This is a genomic window from Enterobacter cloacae complex sp. HYC033_NIDB, from assembly GCF_056673335.1.
In genome coordinates this window covers 86,185-101,368 of the sequence record NZ_CP115124.1, presented here as the reverse complement: position 1 = coordinate 101,368, position 15,184 = coordinate 86,185, and the positions used below count along the sequence as shown (strand labels likewise).

At 51.1% G+C, this 15,184-nt stretch carries 24 protein-coding genes; 21 read left to right on the top strand and 3 right to left on the bottom strand.

Annotated features, from left to right (window positions below; all coding sequences use genetic code 11):
• Positions 1-466 precede the first annotated feature (466 nt).
• Genes mobI through O1721_RS24085 form a run of 3 tightly spaced genes read left to right on the top strand, consistent with a single transcriptional unit; the run spans position 467 to position 2,383 of the window.
• Positions 467-1,006 (top strand): conjugative transfer protein MobI(A/C), encoded by a 540-nt coding sequence (gene mobI, locus O1721_RS24095; protein ID WP_001447712.1) that lies wholly within the window; start codon positions 467-469, stop codon positions 1,004-1,006.
• A gap of 4 nt (positions 1,007-1,010) precedes the next feature.
• On the top strand, positions 1,011-1,298 hold the full coding sequence (locus O1721_RS24090; protein WP_000127321.1) for a hypothetical protein: 288 nt from the start codon (positions 1,011-1,013) through the stop codon (positions 1,296-1,298).
• Positions 1,283-2,383, top strand: a complete 1,101-nt coding sequence (locus O1721_RS24085) for a RepB family plasmid replication initiator protein (protein ID WP_001348532.1) — start codon at positions 1,283-1,285, stop codon at positions 2,381-2,383. The genes O1721_RS24090 and O1721_RS24085 overlap by 16 nt, the downstream gene beginning before the upstream one ends.
• Before the next feature lie 1,036 nt (positions 2,384-3,419).
• On the opposite strand, the gene O1721_RS24080 is transcribed toward O1721_RS24085, so the two are convergent.
• On the bottom strand, positions 3,420-3,854 hold the full coding sequence (locus tag O1721_RS24080) for a hypothetical protein (protein WP_004201092.1): 435 nt from the start codon (positions 3,852-3,854) through the stop codon (positions 3,420-3,422).
• A 17-nt stretch (positions 3,855-3,871) separates the two neighbouring features.
• Entirely contained in the window at positions 3,872-4,987 is a 1,116-nt protein-coding gene (locus O1721_RS24075) for a phosphoadenosine phosphosulfate reductase domain-containing protein (protein WP_000946104.1), read from the bottom strand.
• A gap of 267 nt (positions 4,988-5,254) precedes the next feature.
• Here O1721_RS24075 and O1721_RS24070 point away from each other — a divergent pair, with 267 nt between their 5' ends.
• The 18 genes from O1721_RS24070 to O1721_RS23985 all read left to right on the top strand — a co-directional run bounded on the left by O1721_RS24070 (position 5,255) and on the right by O1721_RS23985 (position 14,854).
• Positions 5,255-5,863: a hypothetical protein gene (locus tag O1721_RS24070; RefSeq protein WP_000849069.1), complete on the top strand. Its 609-nt coding sequence runs from the start codon at positions 5,255-5,257 to the stop codon at positions 5,861-5,863.
• A gap of 4 nt (positions 5,864-5,867) precedes the next feature.
• Positions 5,868-6,389: a hypothetical protein gene (locus O1721_RS24065; RefSeq protein WP_000393783.1), complete on the top strand. Its 522-nt coding sequence runs from the start codon at positions 5,868-5,870 to the stop codon at positions 6,387-6,389.
• A gap of 2 nt (positions 6,390-6,391) precedes the next feature.
• Complete coding sequence (locus O1721_RS24060) at positions 6,392-6,913, top strand: hypothetical protein (protein WP_000648873.1); 522 nt, start codon at positions 6,392-6,394, stop codon at positions 6,911-6,913.
• A 96-nt stretch (positions 6,914-7,009) separates the two neighbouring features.
• The gene (locus O1721_RS24055; RefSeq protein ID WP_000057876.1) at positions 7,010-7,483 is read left to right on the top strand and encodes a hypothetical protein; all 474 of its coding nucleotides are present in this window, start codon (positions 7,010-7,012) and stop codon (positions 7,481-7,483) included.
• Between the two features lie 10 nt (positions 7,484-7,493).
• Positions 7,494-7,787 carry a hypothetical protein gene (locus O1721_RS24050; protein WP_001370730.1) on the top strand — a complete coding sequence of 98 codons (294 nt, stop codon included), beginning with the start codon at positions 7,494-7,496 and terminating at the stop codon, positions 7,785-7,787.
• A gap of 4 nt (positions 7,788-7,791) precedes the next feature.
• Positions 7,792-8,646 carry a hypothetical protein gene (locus O1721_RS24045; RefSeq protein WP_000539391.1) on the top strand — a complete coding sequence of 285 codons (855 nt, stop codon included), beginning with the start codon at positions 7,792-7,794 and terminating at the stop codon, positions 8,644-8,646.
• Entirely contained in the window at positions 8,646-9,605 is a 960-nt protein-coding gene (locus O1721_RS24040) for a S49 family peptidase (protein WP_000829617.1), read from the top strand. The genes O1721_RS24045 and O1721_RS24040 overlap by 1 nt, the downstream gene beginning before the upstream one ends.
• 15 nt (positions 9,606-9,620) lie before the next feature.
• A complete protein-coding gene (locus tag O1721_RS24035; RefSeq protein ID WP_000139696.1) occupies positions 9,621-10,481 on the top strand; it encodes a DsbA family protein in 861 nt (286 codons plus the stop codon).
• Positions 10,482-10,514: 33 nt separating this feature from the next.
• Positions 10,515-10,943, top strand: coding sequence for a hypothetical protein (locus tag O1721_RS24030; RefSeq protein WP_000591076.1), 429 nt, complete (start codon positions 10,515-10,517; stop codon positions 10,941-10,943).
• A gap of 57 nt (positions 10,944-11,000) precedes the next feature.
• Positions 11,001-11,360, top strand: coding sequence for a hypothetical protein (locus tag O1721_RS24025; protein ID WP_000422769.1), 360 nt, complete (start codon positions 11,001-11,003; stop codon positions 11,358-11,360).
• Positions 11,360-11,806, top strand: coding sequence for a hypothetical protein (locus O1721_RS24020; protein WP_000919343.1), 447 nt, complete (start codon positions 11,360-11,362; stop codon positions 11,804-11,806). Before O1721_RS24025 ends, O1721_RS24020 begins: the two co-directional genes overlap by 1 nt.
• Complete coding sequence (locus O1721_RS24015) at positions 11,803-12,321, top strand: nitrite reductase (protein ID WP_000210757.1); 519 nt, start codon at positions 11,803-11,805, stop codon at positions 12,319-12,321. The genes O1721_RS24020 and O1721_RS24015 overlap by 4 nt, the downstream gene beginning before the upstream one ends.
• A complete protein-coding gene (locus O1721_RS24010) occupies positions 12,321-12,551 on the top strand; it encodes a hypothetical protein (protein WP_000972665.1) in 231 nt (76 codons plus the stop codon). Before O1721_RS24015 ends, O1721_RS24010 begins: the two co-directional genes overlap by 1 nt.
• A complete protein-coding gene (locus tag O1721_RS24005; RefSeq protein WP_001167036.1) occupies positions 12,538-13,395 on the top strand; it encodes a hypothetical protein in 858 nt (285 codons plus the stop codon). The genes O1721_RS24010 and O1721_RS24005 overlap by 14 nt, the downstream gene beginning before the upstream one ends.
• A gap of 25 nt (positions 13,396-13,420) precedes the next feature.
• The gene (locus tag O1721_RS24000; protein WP_001270409.1) at positions 13,421-13,612 is read left to right on the top strand and encodes a hypothetical protein; all 192 of its coding nucleotides are present in this window, start codon (positions 13,421-13,423) and stop codon (positions 13,610-13,612) included.
• Positions 13,613-13,614: 2 nt separating this feature from the next.
• On the top strand, positions 13,615-14,142 hold the full coding sequence (locus O1721_RS23995) for a thermonuclease family protein (protein WP_001210659.1): 528 nt from the start codon (positions 13,615-13,617) through the stop codon (positions 14,140-14,142).
• A 57-nt stretch (positions 14,143-14,199) separates the two neighbouring features.
• Complete coding sequence (locus O1721_RS23990; RefSeq protein WP_001043046.1) at positions 14,200-14,472, top strand: HU family DNA-binding protein; 273 nt, start codon at positions 14,200-14,202, stop codon at positions 14,470-14,472.
• Between the two features lie 88 nt (positions 14,473-14,560).
• Positions 14,561-14,854 (top strand): hypothetical protein, encoded by a 294-nt coding sequence (locus O1721_RS23985; RefSeq protein ID WP_001239998.1) that lies wholly within the window; start codon positions 14,561-14,563, stop codon positions 14,852-14,854.
• Between the two features lie 26 nt (positions 14,855-14,880).
• On the opposite strand, the gene O1721_RS23980 is transcribed toward O1721_RS23985, so the two are convergent.
• Positions 14,881-15,183, bottom strand: a complete 303-nt coding sequence (locus O1721_RS23980) for an XRE family transcriptional regulator (RefSeq protein WP_000124640.1) — start codon at positions 15,181-15,183, stop codon at positions 14,881-14,883.
• Position 15,184 lies beyond the last annotated feature (1 nt).

Below are 15,184 nucleotides of genomic sequence, written 5' to 3'. Positions count from 1 at the left end.
TTCGATTGCTTGCCGCGTGTTGGATAGAGAATAAGGCTAAAAGCGGGGACAGATGGCCTGTGTAATTGCCCAAAAGGGGCATATAGGTTGCTTTTCGGTGGCTTTTTGATCGTTGAGTAAGGGAACCTATGGGAACGCTGCACGGATAGGCTCAGATAAACAGACCTTACCCTCGCATCGAGAACCGCTTGCCCTCCAGCATCGAGAGACGGTGGTAAAGAGGCATTTGGAATCTTTGATGCCATATCCAATATATCTGGAATCTTTACATATAGATTCATATTTAAAGAGGCTGTGAAAGAATAAGAGCATCAAGATTCCAGATAGATAGAGGGAAATTTGACAAATTCCAAAGATGGGTTAGCCTAGTGACAGAACTAGATTCCAGTATTGGAATAATCAGCTTTAAATTCCAGATAGATAGTTATGTGGATAGGAATTGGATAGGAATTGGGAGGGTATTGAGGTGAGTCTACCAACAGAGCGATGGCTAGATCTGCTAGATCCGAAGCTCGAAGAAGAACGATCCGAGATAACAGAGGATCTGCTAGAGGCAGAGGGACGAGAGTTTGTTGCAGAGGTACGGAGCAAACTGGATCACGCCTTAGCGGTTCTTGCTGTCGAGGCGCAGCAGGAAGCGGACATGTACTGGAACGCGCACAAATCAGCGCGTGAAGAAGCGTCAGAGGACGAACAAGGGCGTGTCGGTACACGGGTTCGCATTCTAGGCGTATCACTCGTTGCAGAGTGGTATCGCAACAGATTTGTCGAACAAGTTCCCGGACAAAAGAAAAGGGTTCTATCGACACATATCAAGAAGGGTCGCGGTCATGCCTACAGCATGTCGCACTTCAAGAAAGAGCCTGTCTGGGCACAAGAGTTGATCCAGCAAGTTGAAACCAGGTATGCCGTGTTAAGACAACGCGCCACTGCCTTAGCAAAAATTCGCCGGGCGCTAAACGAGTACGAGCGCCAGCTAAACAAGACACATAGCGACGAGGTGTGACAACATGACAGCATCTGTAGCGGCCACTGAATTGGCGAAACTGGGGAAATGTGAAGCGATGATCAAGAAAGTCGCCAGCCATCCTCGCCCTGCCCTGTCAAAGCGCCCACAATCGCCACAGGGGACAGATAGCACCCTTCGGGGTGAGTTCGCTCATTTCCGATATGAAGCGGCAGCCCTGCGTTTTATGAGCGGCACTGCGGGGGCTAAGCGTCGCATCTACCAGCTAGTGTTTTCAGCGACGGTAGCAGCGGGAGCATTGACAATGCTGGCGGCATGGACCACCAGCTAGAAAGTATCGACGGAACAATCATGAGCAAGAGAACCAAAGACAAAGACCTGGAGAAACTCGACGTAATCAAAGACTCACCGCAAATGAGCCTGTTTGAGATCATTGAATCTCCGGCCAAGAAAGACGACTACTCCAACACCATCGAGATCTACGATGCGCTGCCGAAGTACATTTGGGACCAAAAGCGTGAGCATGAAGATTTATCCAACGCTGTAGTGACACGACAATGCACCATCAGAGGCCAGCATTTCACGGTGAAGGTGAAGCCAGCCATCATCGAGAAGGATGACGGAAGAACCGTGCTGATCTACGCGGGACAGCGAGAGGAAATCCTTGAGGATGCTCTACGCAAGCTCGCAGTGAACGGGAAAGGCCATATCATCGAGGGCAAGGCTGGAGTCATGTTCACTCTGTACGAACTCCAGAAAGAGCTCTCGAAGATGGGTCACGGTTACAACCTGAACGAAATCAAGGAAGCAATCCAGGTTTGTCGTGGCGCAACACTCGAATGTATCAGTGATGACGGCGAAGCCTTCATCAGCTCCAGCTTCTTCCCGATGGTGGGACTTACCACCAGAGGTGAGTTTCGCAAGAAAGGCGGGAACGCCAGGTGCTATGTGCAGTTCAACCCGCTGGTAAACGAATCGATCATGAATCTGTCGTTTCGTCAGTACAACTACAAAATCGGAATGCAAATCCGCTCCCCTCTTGCACGGTACATCTACAAGCGAATGAGCCACTACTGGACTCAAGCATCGCCAGATTCGCCGTACACGCCATCGCTTATCAGCTTCCTGACACAGAGCCCTCGTGAATTGAGCCCACGGATGCCGGAGAACGTCAGAGCTATGAAGCTCGCTCTGGAGGCCCTCATCAAACAAGAGGTCATAAGCGACTACGACGCGAACCAGATCAAGGATGGCCGCAGAGTCATCGACGTGCGGTACGTCATAAGGCCTCATGAGAACTTCGTGAAGCAGGTGATGGCGTCCAACAAGCGTAAGCAGCAGACAGAGCTACGGGCCATCAAGCAAGGCATGATCGACCACGACATCATTGATGAACCCCAGCGTAAGGGGAGGTAGCCACCAGAAGCTCCCAATACCCCAGGGAAAAGAAAGATAGGCGCGTCAGCGCCTTTTTTTATGCCAGAAGAAAGCGCACAAGGTACGCCCACAAGGAAAGACCGGAAACGGAATGCCTCCGCATATGGGGGAGCTGCACGGATAGAGCGAACGTGACCCCAGATGCTTCGTGGGCTGAGGCTCGATATATGGGAACGTTGCACGGTAGTTGCAAGCCGAGTCTCAGTATCGTGCAAGCGTAAGCCACGACGAAGGATAAGTGCCATGCTGCTCCAGTGGTTCCCGTAGAGTGGTTCCCGTAAGGTATTGATAGTTAAAGGGTGAGGATGTGGGGGACCTGCACGTTATGAGATTTGATATGTGGGTACGTTGCACGAAAGCAGGTTCTGAACCTCTCGATATATGGGAACTCTGCACGATTGACGAAGCAGAACAAAGATTGACAGATCAGGACAAACCTAAAAAGGCAGTCAAAATGACTCCAATAGTCCATAAAGTGATCGTGCTCACATAAAAAGAGGCCAAAAGTTATCCACATTTCCTGTGCATAAACGGGGTTTTGGTATGTGGGAGCGCTGCACGATCACATGTGGGTACGCTGCACGGAGCAAAAAACGACCAAAATTGATATATGGGAACGTTGCACGTTAAGAAGAGAATATATGGGCTGACTGCACGTATAACCTTAGACATGTGGGAACACTGCACGAACACCAGTTCTGATATGTGGGAACGCTGCACGAAAGCTCTGTTTTGTAAGGATTTTGTGGAAAAAAAAGGGGTTCCGTGTGGATAACAGTGGATAAGATCCAAGGGTATGTGGGGGCGTTGCACGGCAACCTATGGGTTCGCTGCACGGCAACCTATGGGTTCGTTGCACGGAATAAATATGAAAATGCCAGCAATATCAATGCGTTGAATGACAACTCAGAGCGCCTAACCTGTTTTTAACCGCTTTTAATCCTTTATACAAAGATCTAAAGATCTTTATATTTATCCTTTTGATCGCTGAGCAAAAAATAATCAACACTGTTTTTTAGAGAAAAGTCTCGTATGCAAGGCCGAACAGGACGAGTATCACTAACAAGATAAGCATCGACAGCACAAAGTAACCAGACTCGTACACCACAGCTTTGATCACAGAAACGACGCTGATCGATCTTCCAGAGATCCTCCCGATGATCCAGTGAAACGCAACGAACGAACCAAGCCCACAGATCAGCACCACCGCTACGGAGACAAGTGCATGTTCCCTCAGGACAGACTCACTAAGGAAACCATACTGCATCCCCATCAATACAAGCCTGCCAATGCCAAACCCCAGACCCAATGCAACAGCTCCACGAACCAGCACAACCTTCAACGACTGGAGCCATGTCAGTTCAAGATCCATCCCCTTACGGGAAGACCGACGCACCAGCACCATAGATATGCCCAGCCCCAAAAACACCAAAAAAACAAAATCCAACATTACCACCTCTGCACAAATCAATCAGAACCACAGGCCTCTCGGCCAAATGCGCCACCAGGGAGAACCCACTTCTGCCCCTCCGGCACAAAAATCGGGAGCGTGTAATCCTCTCTGGATACCTGCTCCAATGCCTCAACATCACTAATCTGTATCGGCGCAACAGCAGAACCTAAATCTATTACGTCGATTTTTTTTCTTGATACCGTCACACCAAAGGTTTGTTCATACTGAGCAATCTTCCCAGCTCGTTCAGGCCAGTAGTGACGGATAGTGGACCAGATACGCTGTGAGTTGTAGATGCAGGTCATACACGAAGACCGGCTCCAACCAAGGCGATAAGGGACTGGGGCCAGAATGCGGTGACGCTCGATTACTTCCCATACCTCTTCCTCAGTCCAATGAAGAACGGGCCTCCAGGCATCAACTAACCGTGCAGTCTTCCCATATCTTCTGTCACAGGCATGAGCCTCAAGCTGGTTGTACTTGGATCTGTTTGCACTTTCCTCCCGGCGCTCACCAGTGATGAAAAGGATCTTCTTCCCCTTGAAGCGCTCCTGGTTATTAAGAGCTCTGCGGCCAACATCGATCTTCAAGGCTGATGAACACCACCTTGTTTGGAGTGATGGCGATTGCTGAGGGAAACGAAGGCGTGTACCAGGCTTAGAGCGCTTATGGTCTCTAGGCAGCACCAGAAGCCCCTCAGGCGTCTCTACACGATGGGGGTGGCTATAGGCATTGTCTTTGAGCATTTCGCCCTCAAAGCCGCCCTCAAGCCACGAGAAGTACATTGGGACACCCAGTTCTTCCCCGAGCTGACGACAGTAATCACGCATGAAGGCCCAATCCATCAACGAACTACCTTCCTGACCATCAACATCATGGTGCCAGAACTCCACCTTTGACTTATCAACACCCATGTCCACCAGCCGCAAGTACGCAGCAATCGAGTCCTTGCCTCCAGACAGGCAAACAATGATGTGGTCGTACAAACTCAAGTCCACATCCGGCGCTGAGAAGTACGTTGTTCTATCGTCACAACGCTGACTGGAAGATATACCGGTAAGAACCGACTCCAGTGATGGCAACACCACCTGGTCATCGAACAAATCTCCTTGGTTTTCTCGTCTCAACATAAGTCGCTCTTTTTTCTTTACTGGGTTGTTTTTATGATTTACAGTATTATAAAATGATGCTGTGAAAAGTAAAGTTTTCAGAACGACCAGTCACTCAGGAGAACTTGATAAGCACCAGAAAGCAATCTAAAGGTGGTTTTTCGGTGAGGTTAGTTCAGGGGCAACCTGTCTTGCTGATTGAAAATCATCAAGAAGTGGTTTTTTGGTGTGGTTACGGTTTGAGGGGGTGAGTATGTGGGAACGTTGCACGGTTAAAGGGGGCCGCACATGAAAACGATAAAGCGGTTCATCGTATGGGTGAATTACGGTCTTGAGGGTTGGAGCATTTTCGGATCGAGCGATGACTGGGATGAAGCGGTATCCATCCGTTCGGAAGCGATAGACGAATGCAATATTGATGAGGAAGACATCATCTTGGCAGAAAACAAAAACGAGCTGGTGGTAAAACCTGCGGCCAAGCAAATGACGGAGTGGCACCGGGAACTGGAAGCCGTCCTTATGACCTTGGATGACTGCCAGATGGAATGTGACGGCATGACATGGGCAGTAAGCCACCTACTCAATGACGCGGGTGTACCTCATGACTGCATGTATGGTTTTGTGCGAAACGAACAGACCAAGGACATCGTGACACCGCATTTCTGGGTTGTCCTGGATGATGGGTGGTTGGTGGATCTGAGGCTACGCATGTGGCTTGGCGATCACGACAACATTCCTCACGGGGTATTCCATCCCGATAACGAGCCAGGATTTTTCTACAAGGGAGACCCCGTTCAAAACCATAAAGGGATGAGACTGGGCAAAGCCGTCCTGGACATCATGACCGACGGAAAAATTTCACATGTGAAAGTTCCTGAACGACAAGACGGAGAGTAATAGCGTGGAATTTGATTACGACAAGTCAGTATCAAACGCACATCTTGAGGCCGCAGGCTGGGGTATGGATGCCTTTAATCACTCCAACCCATTTGAGAGCCATGTCATCTATGTGCGTGACTACCGCAACGATCACATCCGCCTGTTCACCATCAAGAAGGCTGACTTCGACACGATAAAGCTGCCGCTTCACCTTACCTCCGACATGCTGGCTTCGGTGATCGCTGAGTTCGTATCGAAGGCAGCAAAAGGGAAGTTGAATACGAAGGAGTCCGATACGCTGGCTCCTGCCTTGGTTGGCTATGCCAAATCAACAGAAACCTACCGGAGCTGGCGGAGAGTGTCTGGAACAACAGAGCGATTGCATATGGTCATCAATATCTACGCGGGTTCTGGATTGCTGAGACCTTTCATCGCTCGGGCTCCTGAGACCGTCCTGACGACCCAAGAGCTACTGGTCTTCTCATCACAGGTTAAGAACATGGATGTATCCAATCATCCAGAGTGGTTTAGGGGCCTGAGGTAGTCATGAAGGCAGTTCTCTGGATATTCGTCCTTATCATTGCACCTTTCGTCATTGCGAAAGTGGACCAGTGGCGCAAACGCGGCATTGGAGACACCTGGGCGTGGTGGAAATCAGAGAACATGCCTTATGAGCTGCGCTCGGCCACTCTGTTTTTATCCGAACAGGACATATCAACCACACAGCCGGTGCCCATGCACGGCAGGGTTGATCAGGTGTACAAAGCCAAGAATGGGGTTCTCATTCCCTTGGACACCAAGCTGCGCCAGGTAAACCACATCTATGAGTCGGACATTATCCAGCTCTCGGTTTACCGGGTAATTCTGTCACACAAGTACAAGGCACCCGTTGCCAAGTACGGCTATGTCCGAACCGTTGTTGAGACAGCGGACGGGGATAGAGTCCGTTACATCAAGACAAACCTTCTCAGCGAAAAAGAAGTGGTCAAGTTGTGGCACCGCTATCAATCCATCCGTTCTGGTCAGGTAAAAACCTCCTGTTCCTGTGGCGGAAAGTTTCACATGTGAAAGTTCTGGATTGAATTAGGGTTGCCCGAATTGGGCAGCTAGGCGGGGTTGCATTTTTGAAAAGTCCTGTACGCTGGTTGGTATAGGAGGTGAATAGTGGCCCAGCTTAAACATAACCGCTTCGTCATGTTGGGGTCCTTGGTAGCGACGGTCGTAGCTGCTGCGAATGGCTTGAGTTTTCTCACCCTTATGGCTGGTGGAATGACCCTTATCCAGTTCATGGCTTGGAAGCAACAAGATGCTGTCCGTAGCCGGTTTAAAGCTGCGAAGGATGCGTTTGAAGCGTTGAACGTTATTGCGTTCGACAAGCACTGGGTAGGTTCAACCGCGACGGTCGCCAAAGTGTCGAACATGATCACTCCGCCCGAACGACTGGATAAGCCCTGGGCGGTGCAAGTTCTGGCCGTAACCAAAGGTGGGACGTGGTTCGCAGTGGATCTGCAAGTGACCGGCACTGACAAGGTTCAGATGCTTAGCCTCCACCAGCTTAGTGAAAAGGCGGCAAAGACCATGCTGGCCTTCGACCTCGAAGTGTATGAAAAATTTTTCGGAAAACCTGATGTTGCATGAGGACAATGTGATGGAAAAAGTCAAAAGCGTAGATGCCGTGGAGTTCACGGCAGCAGATAAGAAGGCGATGACCCATGCGGCATACGCCCAGTGTTTCTTCATTCTGGCCCAAGTGATGGCATTCCCTTCCCTAGGGGTGGCTGGCGCTATGGTTGCTGCTCTGTGCGGCATGATGCCGTGGTTGACCAAGTTCGCCAAAGAGGCTCCATCGAAAGCCTTTGGCATGGTGATGGCTTCACTCTGCCTTGCTCCTGTGTACGGGAAACTCTGTGAGCTGGTGGTCCACGCGATTCAGGGAGCTTGAGCTTATGGGGGTAGTACGAGTTCCCTACCTCTTGGCTGAGCTGAAAGAACGCGGATGTGCTGATGAATCTGCTCTGGCGCAGGTTATGCAGCCTGGATGCCGAATTGGAGAGGAAGACCTACGGAAGTTGGCCGCAAATTTAGGGCTTGAAGTTTCTGAGCTGGCACCAGCGCCAGAGAACGCGGCCAACACCCGGTTCAAAGCAAAGCTGAGAGGAGGTTTGGCCTCCTTTCTTTTTGAGTACGACGGCTGTTTCCGACATGCCGAAGGCTCCAGCCATGCAGAAATGTTGGGTATCGAGCAAGAAGACGATATTGGTCTTCCGAGTCGAGCTGCTGACGCCATGCTCCTGGAAAAGATGCTTTACCAGGTAATCGCTCGGGCTAAGTACATGCTCGGCAAAATCGACAGCAAGTTTGTCAGGTCAGAACAAGCAATCGAGTTCCGTGAGCAACTTGCTCCTGGGATCTTCAGGCCAGGGTACAGAGGTTTCCGATTCAAGGAGGCTGCCGCTGGTGATTTGCCTACAGTCATGATTGACGGTCGGAAGTTCAATTGCGTTGCCAGTATAGCCAGAGCGCATGGACTTGATCCGGTAACGGTGCGTAGGCGCATTGCGGACACAAGGAAGGCCGCAGACAAACTCTCCAATGATGAGTGGAAACTCATCCTCGCCAAGAAAAAAGGTAAAGGGAAACCCTTCACCTATCTGGACAGGACCTACAGCAACATTGCCCAGTTCTGTCGTGAGCATCAGCTCAACACCAACCTTGTTTACCAGAAAGTCAAAGACCGGGCTGATAGCGCTGATGAAGAGTTCTGGGGACAGATAATCGAAACATGCAAAAGGAAAGACTAATGGCAGAAAACAAAGAGATCCCCTGGGAGAAAGAGCTCATTGAGAAGTACATGTTCACCCTGCATAAAGAGCAGGTGAAAGACCGGCGCTGGCGGACCATGTTGCGTGTGCTTCGCGCATCAGGTTTCGTGCTTCTCATGATCGGCTTCATCATTTTGGCATCTAATCCGGGTGGGATGCCGTGGCAAAGCGCCAAGGCTGGAGCCCCTCACACCGCGTATATCAACATCCGTGGTGAAATTGCTGCTGGCACACTGGCCGATGCTGATCACCTTATCCCGTCCATCCAAGCAGCATTCGACAACCCGAATTCACAAGCTGTCGTGCTTCGCATAAACAGCCCTGGCGGTAGCCCGGTTCAAGCAGGACGGATTTATGAAGAAGTGAAGGCGCAGCGAGCCCTTCATCCGGAGAAAAAGGTCTACGCCATCATTGATGACATCGGTGCCTCTGGCGGTTATTACATCGCCTCTGCTGCGGATGAAATCTATGCTGACCGCGCCAGTCTTGTCGGTTCTATCGGCGTCATTAGCTCAGGGTTTGGATTCACCGGCTTGATGGACAGGCTCGGCATCGAGCGCCGGGCAATCACTTCCGGAGAGCACAAAGCGCTTCTCGACCCATTCTCCCCTCTTACCTCTGATATGAAGAAATTCTGGGAGGGCGTTCTATCGAAAACCCACCAGCAGTTCATCGAACGAGTGAAGGCTGGGCGGGGTGATCGACTGAAAGACGCCCCAGAGGTGTTTTCTGGATTGCTCTGGAACGGGGAGCAGGCCAAAGAAATTGGGCTGATTGATGGCCTGGGGAGTTTGAACTCCGTGGCGCGAGACGTCATCCACCAGAGCAACTTGGTGGACTACACACCAACCGAAGACATCATCCGGCGACTGACCCAACGAGCGAAGCTCGAAGCCAGTTCCTTCGTGCAAGAACTCAGCGCTGTGAAAGTTTACTGATAGGAGCAGTTTGACATGACAGAACAAAGTACCAAATCACTACGTCTCGGGGTTTTTGCCGCCATTATTTTGGGGCTCGTAGGAACCGGGTTCGGAATCTACCAGCTCGTGAAAGAGAAGGATCTGGCGCAAGAGATCGCCAACGTGAAGTCCACGGTCAACCAGGTGAAAGATGCCGAAGGCGTCACCTTCAAAAGCAAGGCAGAGTTTGAGGCTGCTGTGGCCGAAAGCATCAATAAGTTTGTCGCGCAGAAACAACAAGCCGACATCGATCAGAAGTATGCCCAGTTCGAGGCGGCACCTGAAAAGGTCGAAGACGGCAAACACATCTATGGGGACCTTGGTGCCCGATTCACGCTGGTGGAGTTCTCTGATATGGAGTGCCCCTTCTGTAAGCAATTCCACGACACGCCCAAGCAAATTGTGGATGCCAGTAAAGGCAATGTGAATTGGCAGTGGAAGCACATGCCTCTCGACTTCCATAACCCGGCAGCTCACAAGGAAGCGTTGGCCGCTGAATGTATTGCTGAACAGAAGGGCAACCGTGGCTTCTGGGTCTTCGTGAATGAGATTTTCCATCACAGCAAAGGCAACGGTGCCGGTGTTTCTGACTTGGCCTCTGTTGTCACGGGTGTTGGTGCTGATCTGGATGCTTTCCGTGAGTGTCTCAGCTCTGGCAAGCACGAAGATAAAGTTCAAGCTGACATCCAGAAAGCCAAGAGTTACGGCGTTAATGGTACTCCAGCAACCTTTGTTGTAGACAACCAGACAGGCAAGAGTCAGCTACTCGGTGGTGCTCAACCGGCACAAGCCATCATGGCGGTGATGCGAAAAATGATGATTGAGTCGCAACAAGACGACTCAGCGAACCAATAAAAACTTTCACATGTGAAAGTGGAGTGAGAACTGATGATCAAGATTACAACTAAATTGGGGTGCCTTCTGGCGGGGCTGCTTGTCCTGTCGGCTTGCTCAAGCGTCCCTCAGACAAGCAACGAATACACGAAAGCCCTGGATGATACCAAACAGGTATGTGCTGCCTGTGCTCTGGTTGGTAATGACCTGCTGGTTGCCCTCAACAAGTCATGCGACAAACCCATAACCCCGGAGACTCTAACCAGCGTCATGAACAGTAACTCGATGTTTGCCGCCATGATGGCAATTAACTCCATTGGTGGAACCGACCTTTATCAGGTTTACCGTGATGCGGCTATCGACACCCTGCGATGCAATGAGATGGACACTTGGCCTGAACGGACCAAGGTGCGTTTCCAGCAGCCCGACATGCAAAAGGCGCTGGCCTTGAGGGTTTCTGTCAGACAGCAGAATGCAAATTAACTTTCACATGTGAAAGTCAGGTCCCTCAGGGGCCTGATTTCACTATGAGGTGTACCAATGGAGTTACAAGAAGCAAAAAATGCTCTCGATAGCCTTCACCCCCACAAGGCCTCAGCCCCTTTGAGGCTTGTCATCCACCAGCCTGGAGGGATTGGTGGAACCCCTACCGTAGGGGTGAAAGCAATTCATGCTGGGTTTGATTGGGACAGCAACACCATCCTGATCTACCCGGAAGAGCAGCTCACCCGGTTGACGCCGGATGAGGTCGCCGCCATCACGAAGTCAGTATCGAAGGGACAGTCCTGGCATTCATATCAGCAGTTCAAGAAGTATCGGGAGCAGTTGGCCGAAGCCACGGAGGAAATTAATAGGCTCAGGGCTGAGCTGGGCAGGTATCAGAATAACGGGAGGGGGTAATGCTAAAACGCGGAATTATCAATCTCGCTGCTAGTTACATCATTGTTGATGCCCTACTCCGGAATGCAGCAATTTGGATCTTTGGCTTGTCCTTCTCCATTGGTGGCACTTACGTCGCTGGCGAGGCCAGTACATGGGGCGTTTACCTAGCCACTTCTGGTGCAATGACACTCTGTTCTGTCGTAACAGCCTACCTGCTCGTGACCTATCACCGCTGGGGGCTGATGACGGCCAGGGTCTGGCTGCTATTGAGTGCCTGCCTAAACGGCTATGCCGTCTATTTGAGCAGCCACAACATCCAGTTGGTGGTGGCACTGCTTTCCAGCCTGTTTATTGCTTTGTGGATGCTCAAGACCCTTGAGCAACCAGCAGTGAAGGGGACGTACAAGGTAATCGCTGATCTTCACCGTCAGCTATGGGGAATGTTGAAGGGACAAACACAATGACGACGAATACTCAAAACGCGAACGCCAACCAGGTTCGGTCTTTACGCGACATGCTTGTCCCCGCCCTGTTGTTCTATGTGGTGATGACGGCCATGTTTGTGGGTCTTGACGCATTCATGGATAAACCCACCAGCATGAACCTGCCATTTATGCCGTTCCTTGTCTCGATGGTGAGTTTTACCAGTGACGCACGTCGAGCGTGGGACTGGCGGAACGGGACCAAGGTTGTGGCCGTATTGACTGCGGTAGCCATGCTGTTGGCATTCATCTATCAACTCGCGGTCGGAGAGGTAAATCTCTTAGGGGTTGGTATATACCCGGCCACAGCCATCCTTCTGTTGGCAATCACCTGGGTGATTCGCGCTATCGGAAAGACGGCTCCTTTCCAGTTCCTGGGGAGACACCTGGCGCGGTTTGGTGCATCGAAGTGGGTCCAGCGTACCGCCGCAGTCATTGTGCTCGCGGGTGGCCTTGCCATCACTGTCTATGCCTACTGGCTTAACCACGGGAGCTGATGATGATCATTGCAACGAAGAGCGGCTTGCTGGTGGCCGCAGAACTAATCAAGGAAGAGGCCGGGTACTGGCTACTACAGCCTCGTGACCAAAAGACGCCGGTCAGAGTGAATAAGCAAGATGACAATAAACGCGCTTTCACGCATATGGGAGACGCCCTTCGCTGGGCAGGTGATCCTGAGCTTGCAAAGCAGTTCGATGCCGAGGGGGAAGAACATGCAAATTCGTGACTACATGACAAAGTTGTTTGAAGCATTTGGTGATGTAGAAGAAGTCACCCGAGAAATGCTTCTGGAGCAGGCGGAGCTCATTCATACGATCAGCGATAAGTGTCAGAGCACAGGCCTGTTTCTGGATAGTCAGGTTCGTTTCAACCAGTTCGTTCAAGAGATTGAGGCTGACGACAATGTAGAGGATCGGTTGCTTCATGCTTGGTGCTGGGTAATGGACCGAATAGTGAAGGCACCAACATCCTTTCACATGGATGGGGCTGTGATTTTGACAATGCCTCTGGTCGCCAGATACCTGCCACCAGTTGAACGGGAGCCGGAAACCATCGTGGTGAATCTCGATGAGGACTACAAGGCTCCTGTAGGCAACCAAACACTCTGCGAGCTCATTATGGAACGGAGGCATTGGCCGCAAGGTGCAACGTGCGCGACCCAAGAAGCGGATGGTGAAATCCTCTACTGGGACGCCCCGGTTCAGGTAGTAGAGGAAGGCAGAAAGGCCGCTGGCAAGCATGGCATGATGGCTGAAATAGGATTAAAGCATCAAGTAGACTTTTGGTTTTCTGACATGGCCGAAACTCGGCTCGCAACCGATTGGAACACCGCCGTCATCACACCTCACTGCTTGCTACTTTCCTATCTTGATGTGCTCCAAAAGAACAAAGTGCCGTTTGATGAGGGGGTGCGGCTCGCTGCCGAATGGGTAACGCAACTTGGTGGGGAGTCTCGTAAAGATACCGAGGAAGAGCCGGAAGCTGATGCTACGGTGCTTTCCCTTGGGCGAGCCACAGCTCATTGCTTTAAACCTTATCCGGACACACAAAATTTCTATTACGAGGCCTAAGCCTCACCCAAACAGGAGGATCAACATGCGATACCAGGTATTTAAAACGAAGGAAGGGGGCCTGCCGGTGTTTACTGCACCGTGGTACTGGTTGGCCTCTGCCATTGCTCACTGGTCATCTCTTAACTGGGATGCCTGTCGAATCGTAGACAGCAAGGCGGATAAAACAATGCTCTGCTGGGCCAAGGCTCTACCGGCTGCAAAAAAGATGGAGTGATTATGAGGTTCGGTTTTGCAAAAAAGACGGGGATTTCAGCGTTCCTATCAGCAATGCTGGTGCTGGCTCCTCATGTGTGGGCAGAGACCTTCACTGCAAAGGTTGTGGGGGTGTCTGATGGTGATACGGTCAAAGTGCTAACGGAACAAAGCTGCGATACCGGAAAAGACTGCCGGAGTGGCAAGATCCAGTACCGAGTAAGGCTCGCGGAGATCGATACTCCAGAGAAAAAGCAGCCATACGGCTCAAAGGCGAAGCAGGCCTTATCAGATCTGGTGTTTGGTCGAATGATCAAAGTGGAGCAAATCGACAAAGACCGTTATGGCCGCCTGGTTGCCAATCTCTATGTCGATGGCAAATGGGTCAATGCCGAAATGGTCCGTTCTGGGAGTGCGTGGGTGTACCGGCAGTACGCCAAAACACCGGAGCTGTTCAAGCTGGAGACCGAGGCCAAAGCCGATAAGCGAGGTCTCTGGGCATTACCGGAATCGGAGAGAACTCCCCCTTGGGAGTGGCGAAGAAAGCACTAACCACACCCCAGAGTATGCAGGTGTAAACAGTAACCAAGAAAACAAACAGGAATAACGATGAACAAAAGCGAACTGATTATGAAAGTGGCCGAAGACGCTGATATTAGCAAAGCAAAGGCCGAAGCTGCGGTAAATGCGCTGATCAACTCAGTGAAAGAGGTGCTTAAAGCGGGTGGGACAGTAGCGCTTACTGGGTTTGGTACTTTCCACGTTAAGGAACGCGCAGCGCGAACCGGACGGAATCCCCAGACTGGAGAGAACATCCAGATCGCGGCGGCCAACATTCCTGGGTTCAAAGCTGGTAAGGGGTTGAAAGACTCCGTGAACTAGATCTTAATCATGTGACACATGAATAAGGTTTACATAAGGCTCCTTTCGTGGGAGCCTTATTCATATCAGACATGAATAAGGGGGCGGAATGAGGTTGTCGTCAACTCAAAAGGACGTTTTGTTCATTCTATACGCAATTGAGGCCGGTGGAAAAGCCGAGCCTGTACCAGGTGTAAAAATACTGGAGATGATCAACTCAGCTCGCCAGAGCGGTATTCATGGAACGAACTTCCGAACGTCATGCCACACGCTGGTGGAGAATGGCCTGTTGAACAAGTACCGGAATGCTTCTCTAAAGCTGGCCTTTAGGCTGACCGACGATGGCAGGGAACGTGCAGGAGAGATATACCGCAAACGGCTGGAGGAAGTGCAAGATAAGTAATACGCCCCATAACGGGGCGTATCGAGTTAAACGGCAAAGCCGTAGTGGGTGCCGTCCGGAAGTTCAACATCGAGGCGTAGCTTGCCACCGGAGGCCTCAACGTACCGCTTAATGGACGACAGCTTGAGATCTCGTCCAGGTTTTTCCATCTCGGAGACTGTCGGCTGTCTCACACCCAGAGATGCAGCAATTTCCCCCTGGGTAAGGTTCATGCGATCACGAAGCTCTGCCAAGTGGATGTTCAGTAACATCTCAGTGGCCGCTTTCTGTGCTTTGGCAACAACCTCAGGCTTTTCTGTTGCCAGCATTTGGTCAAGAGTTCTTGCCATA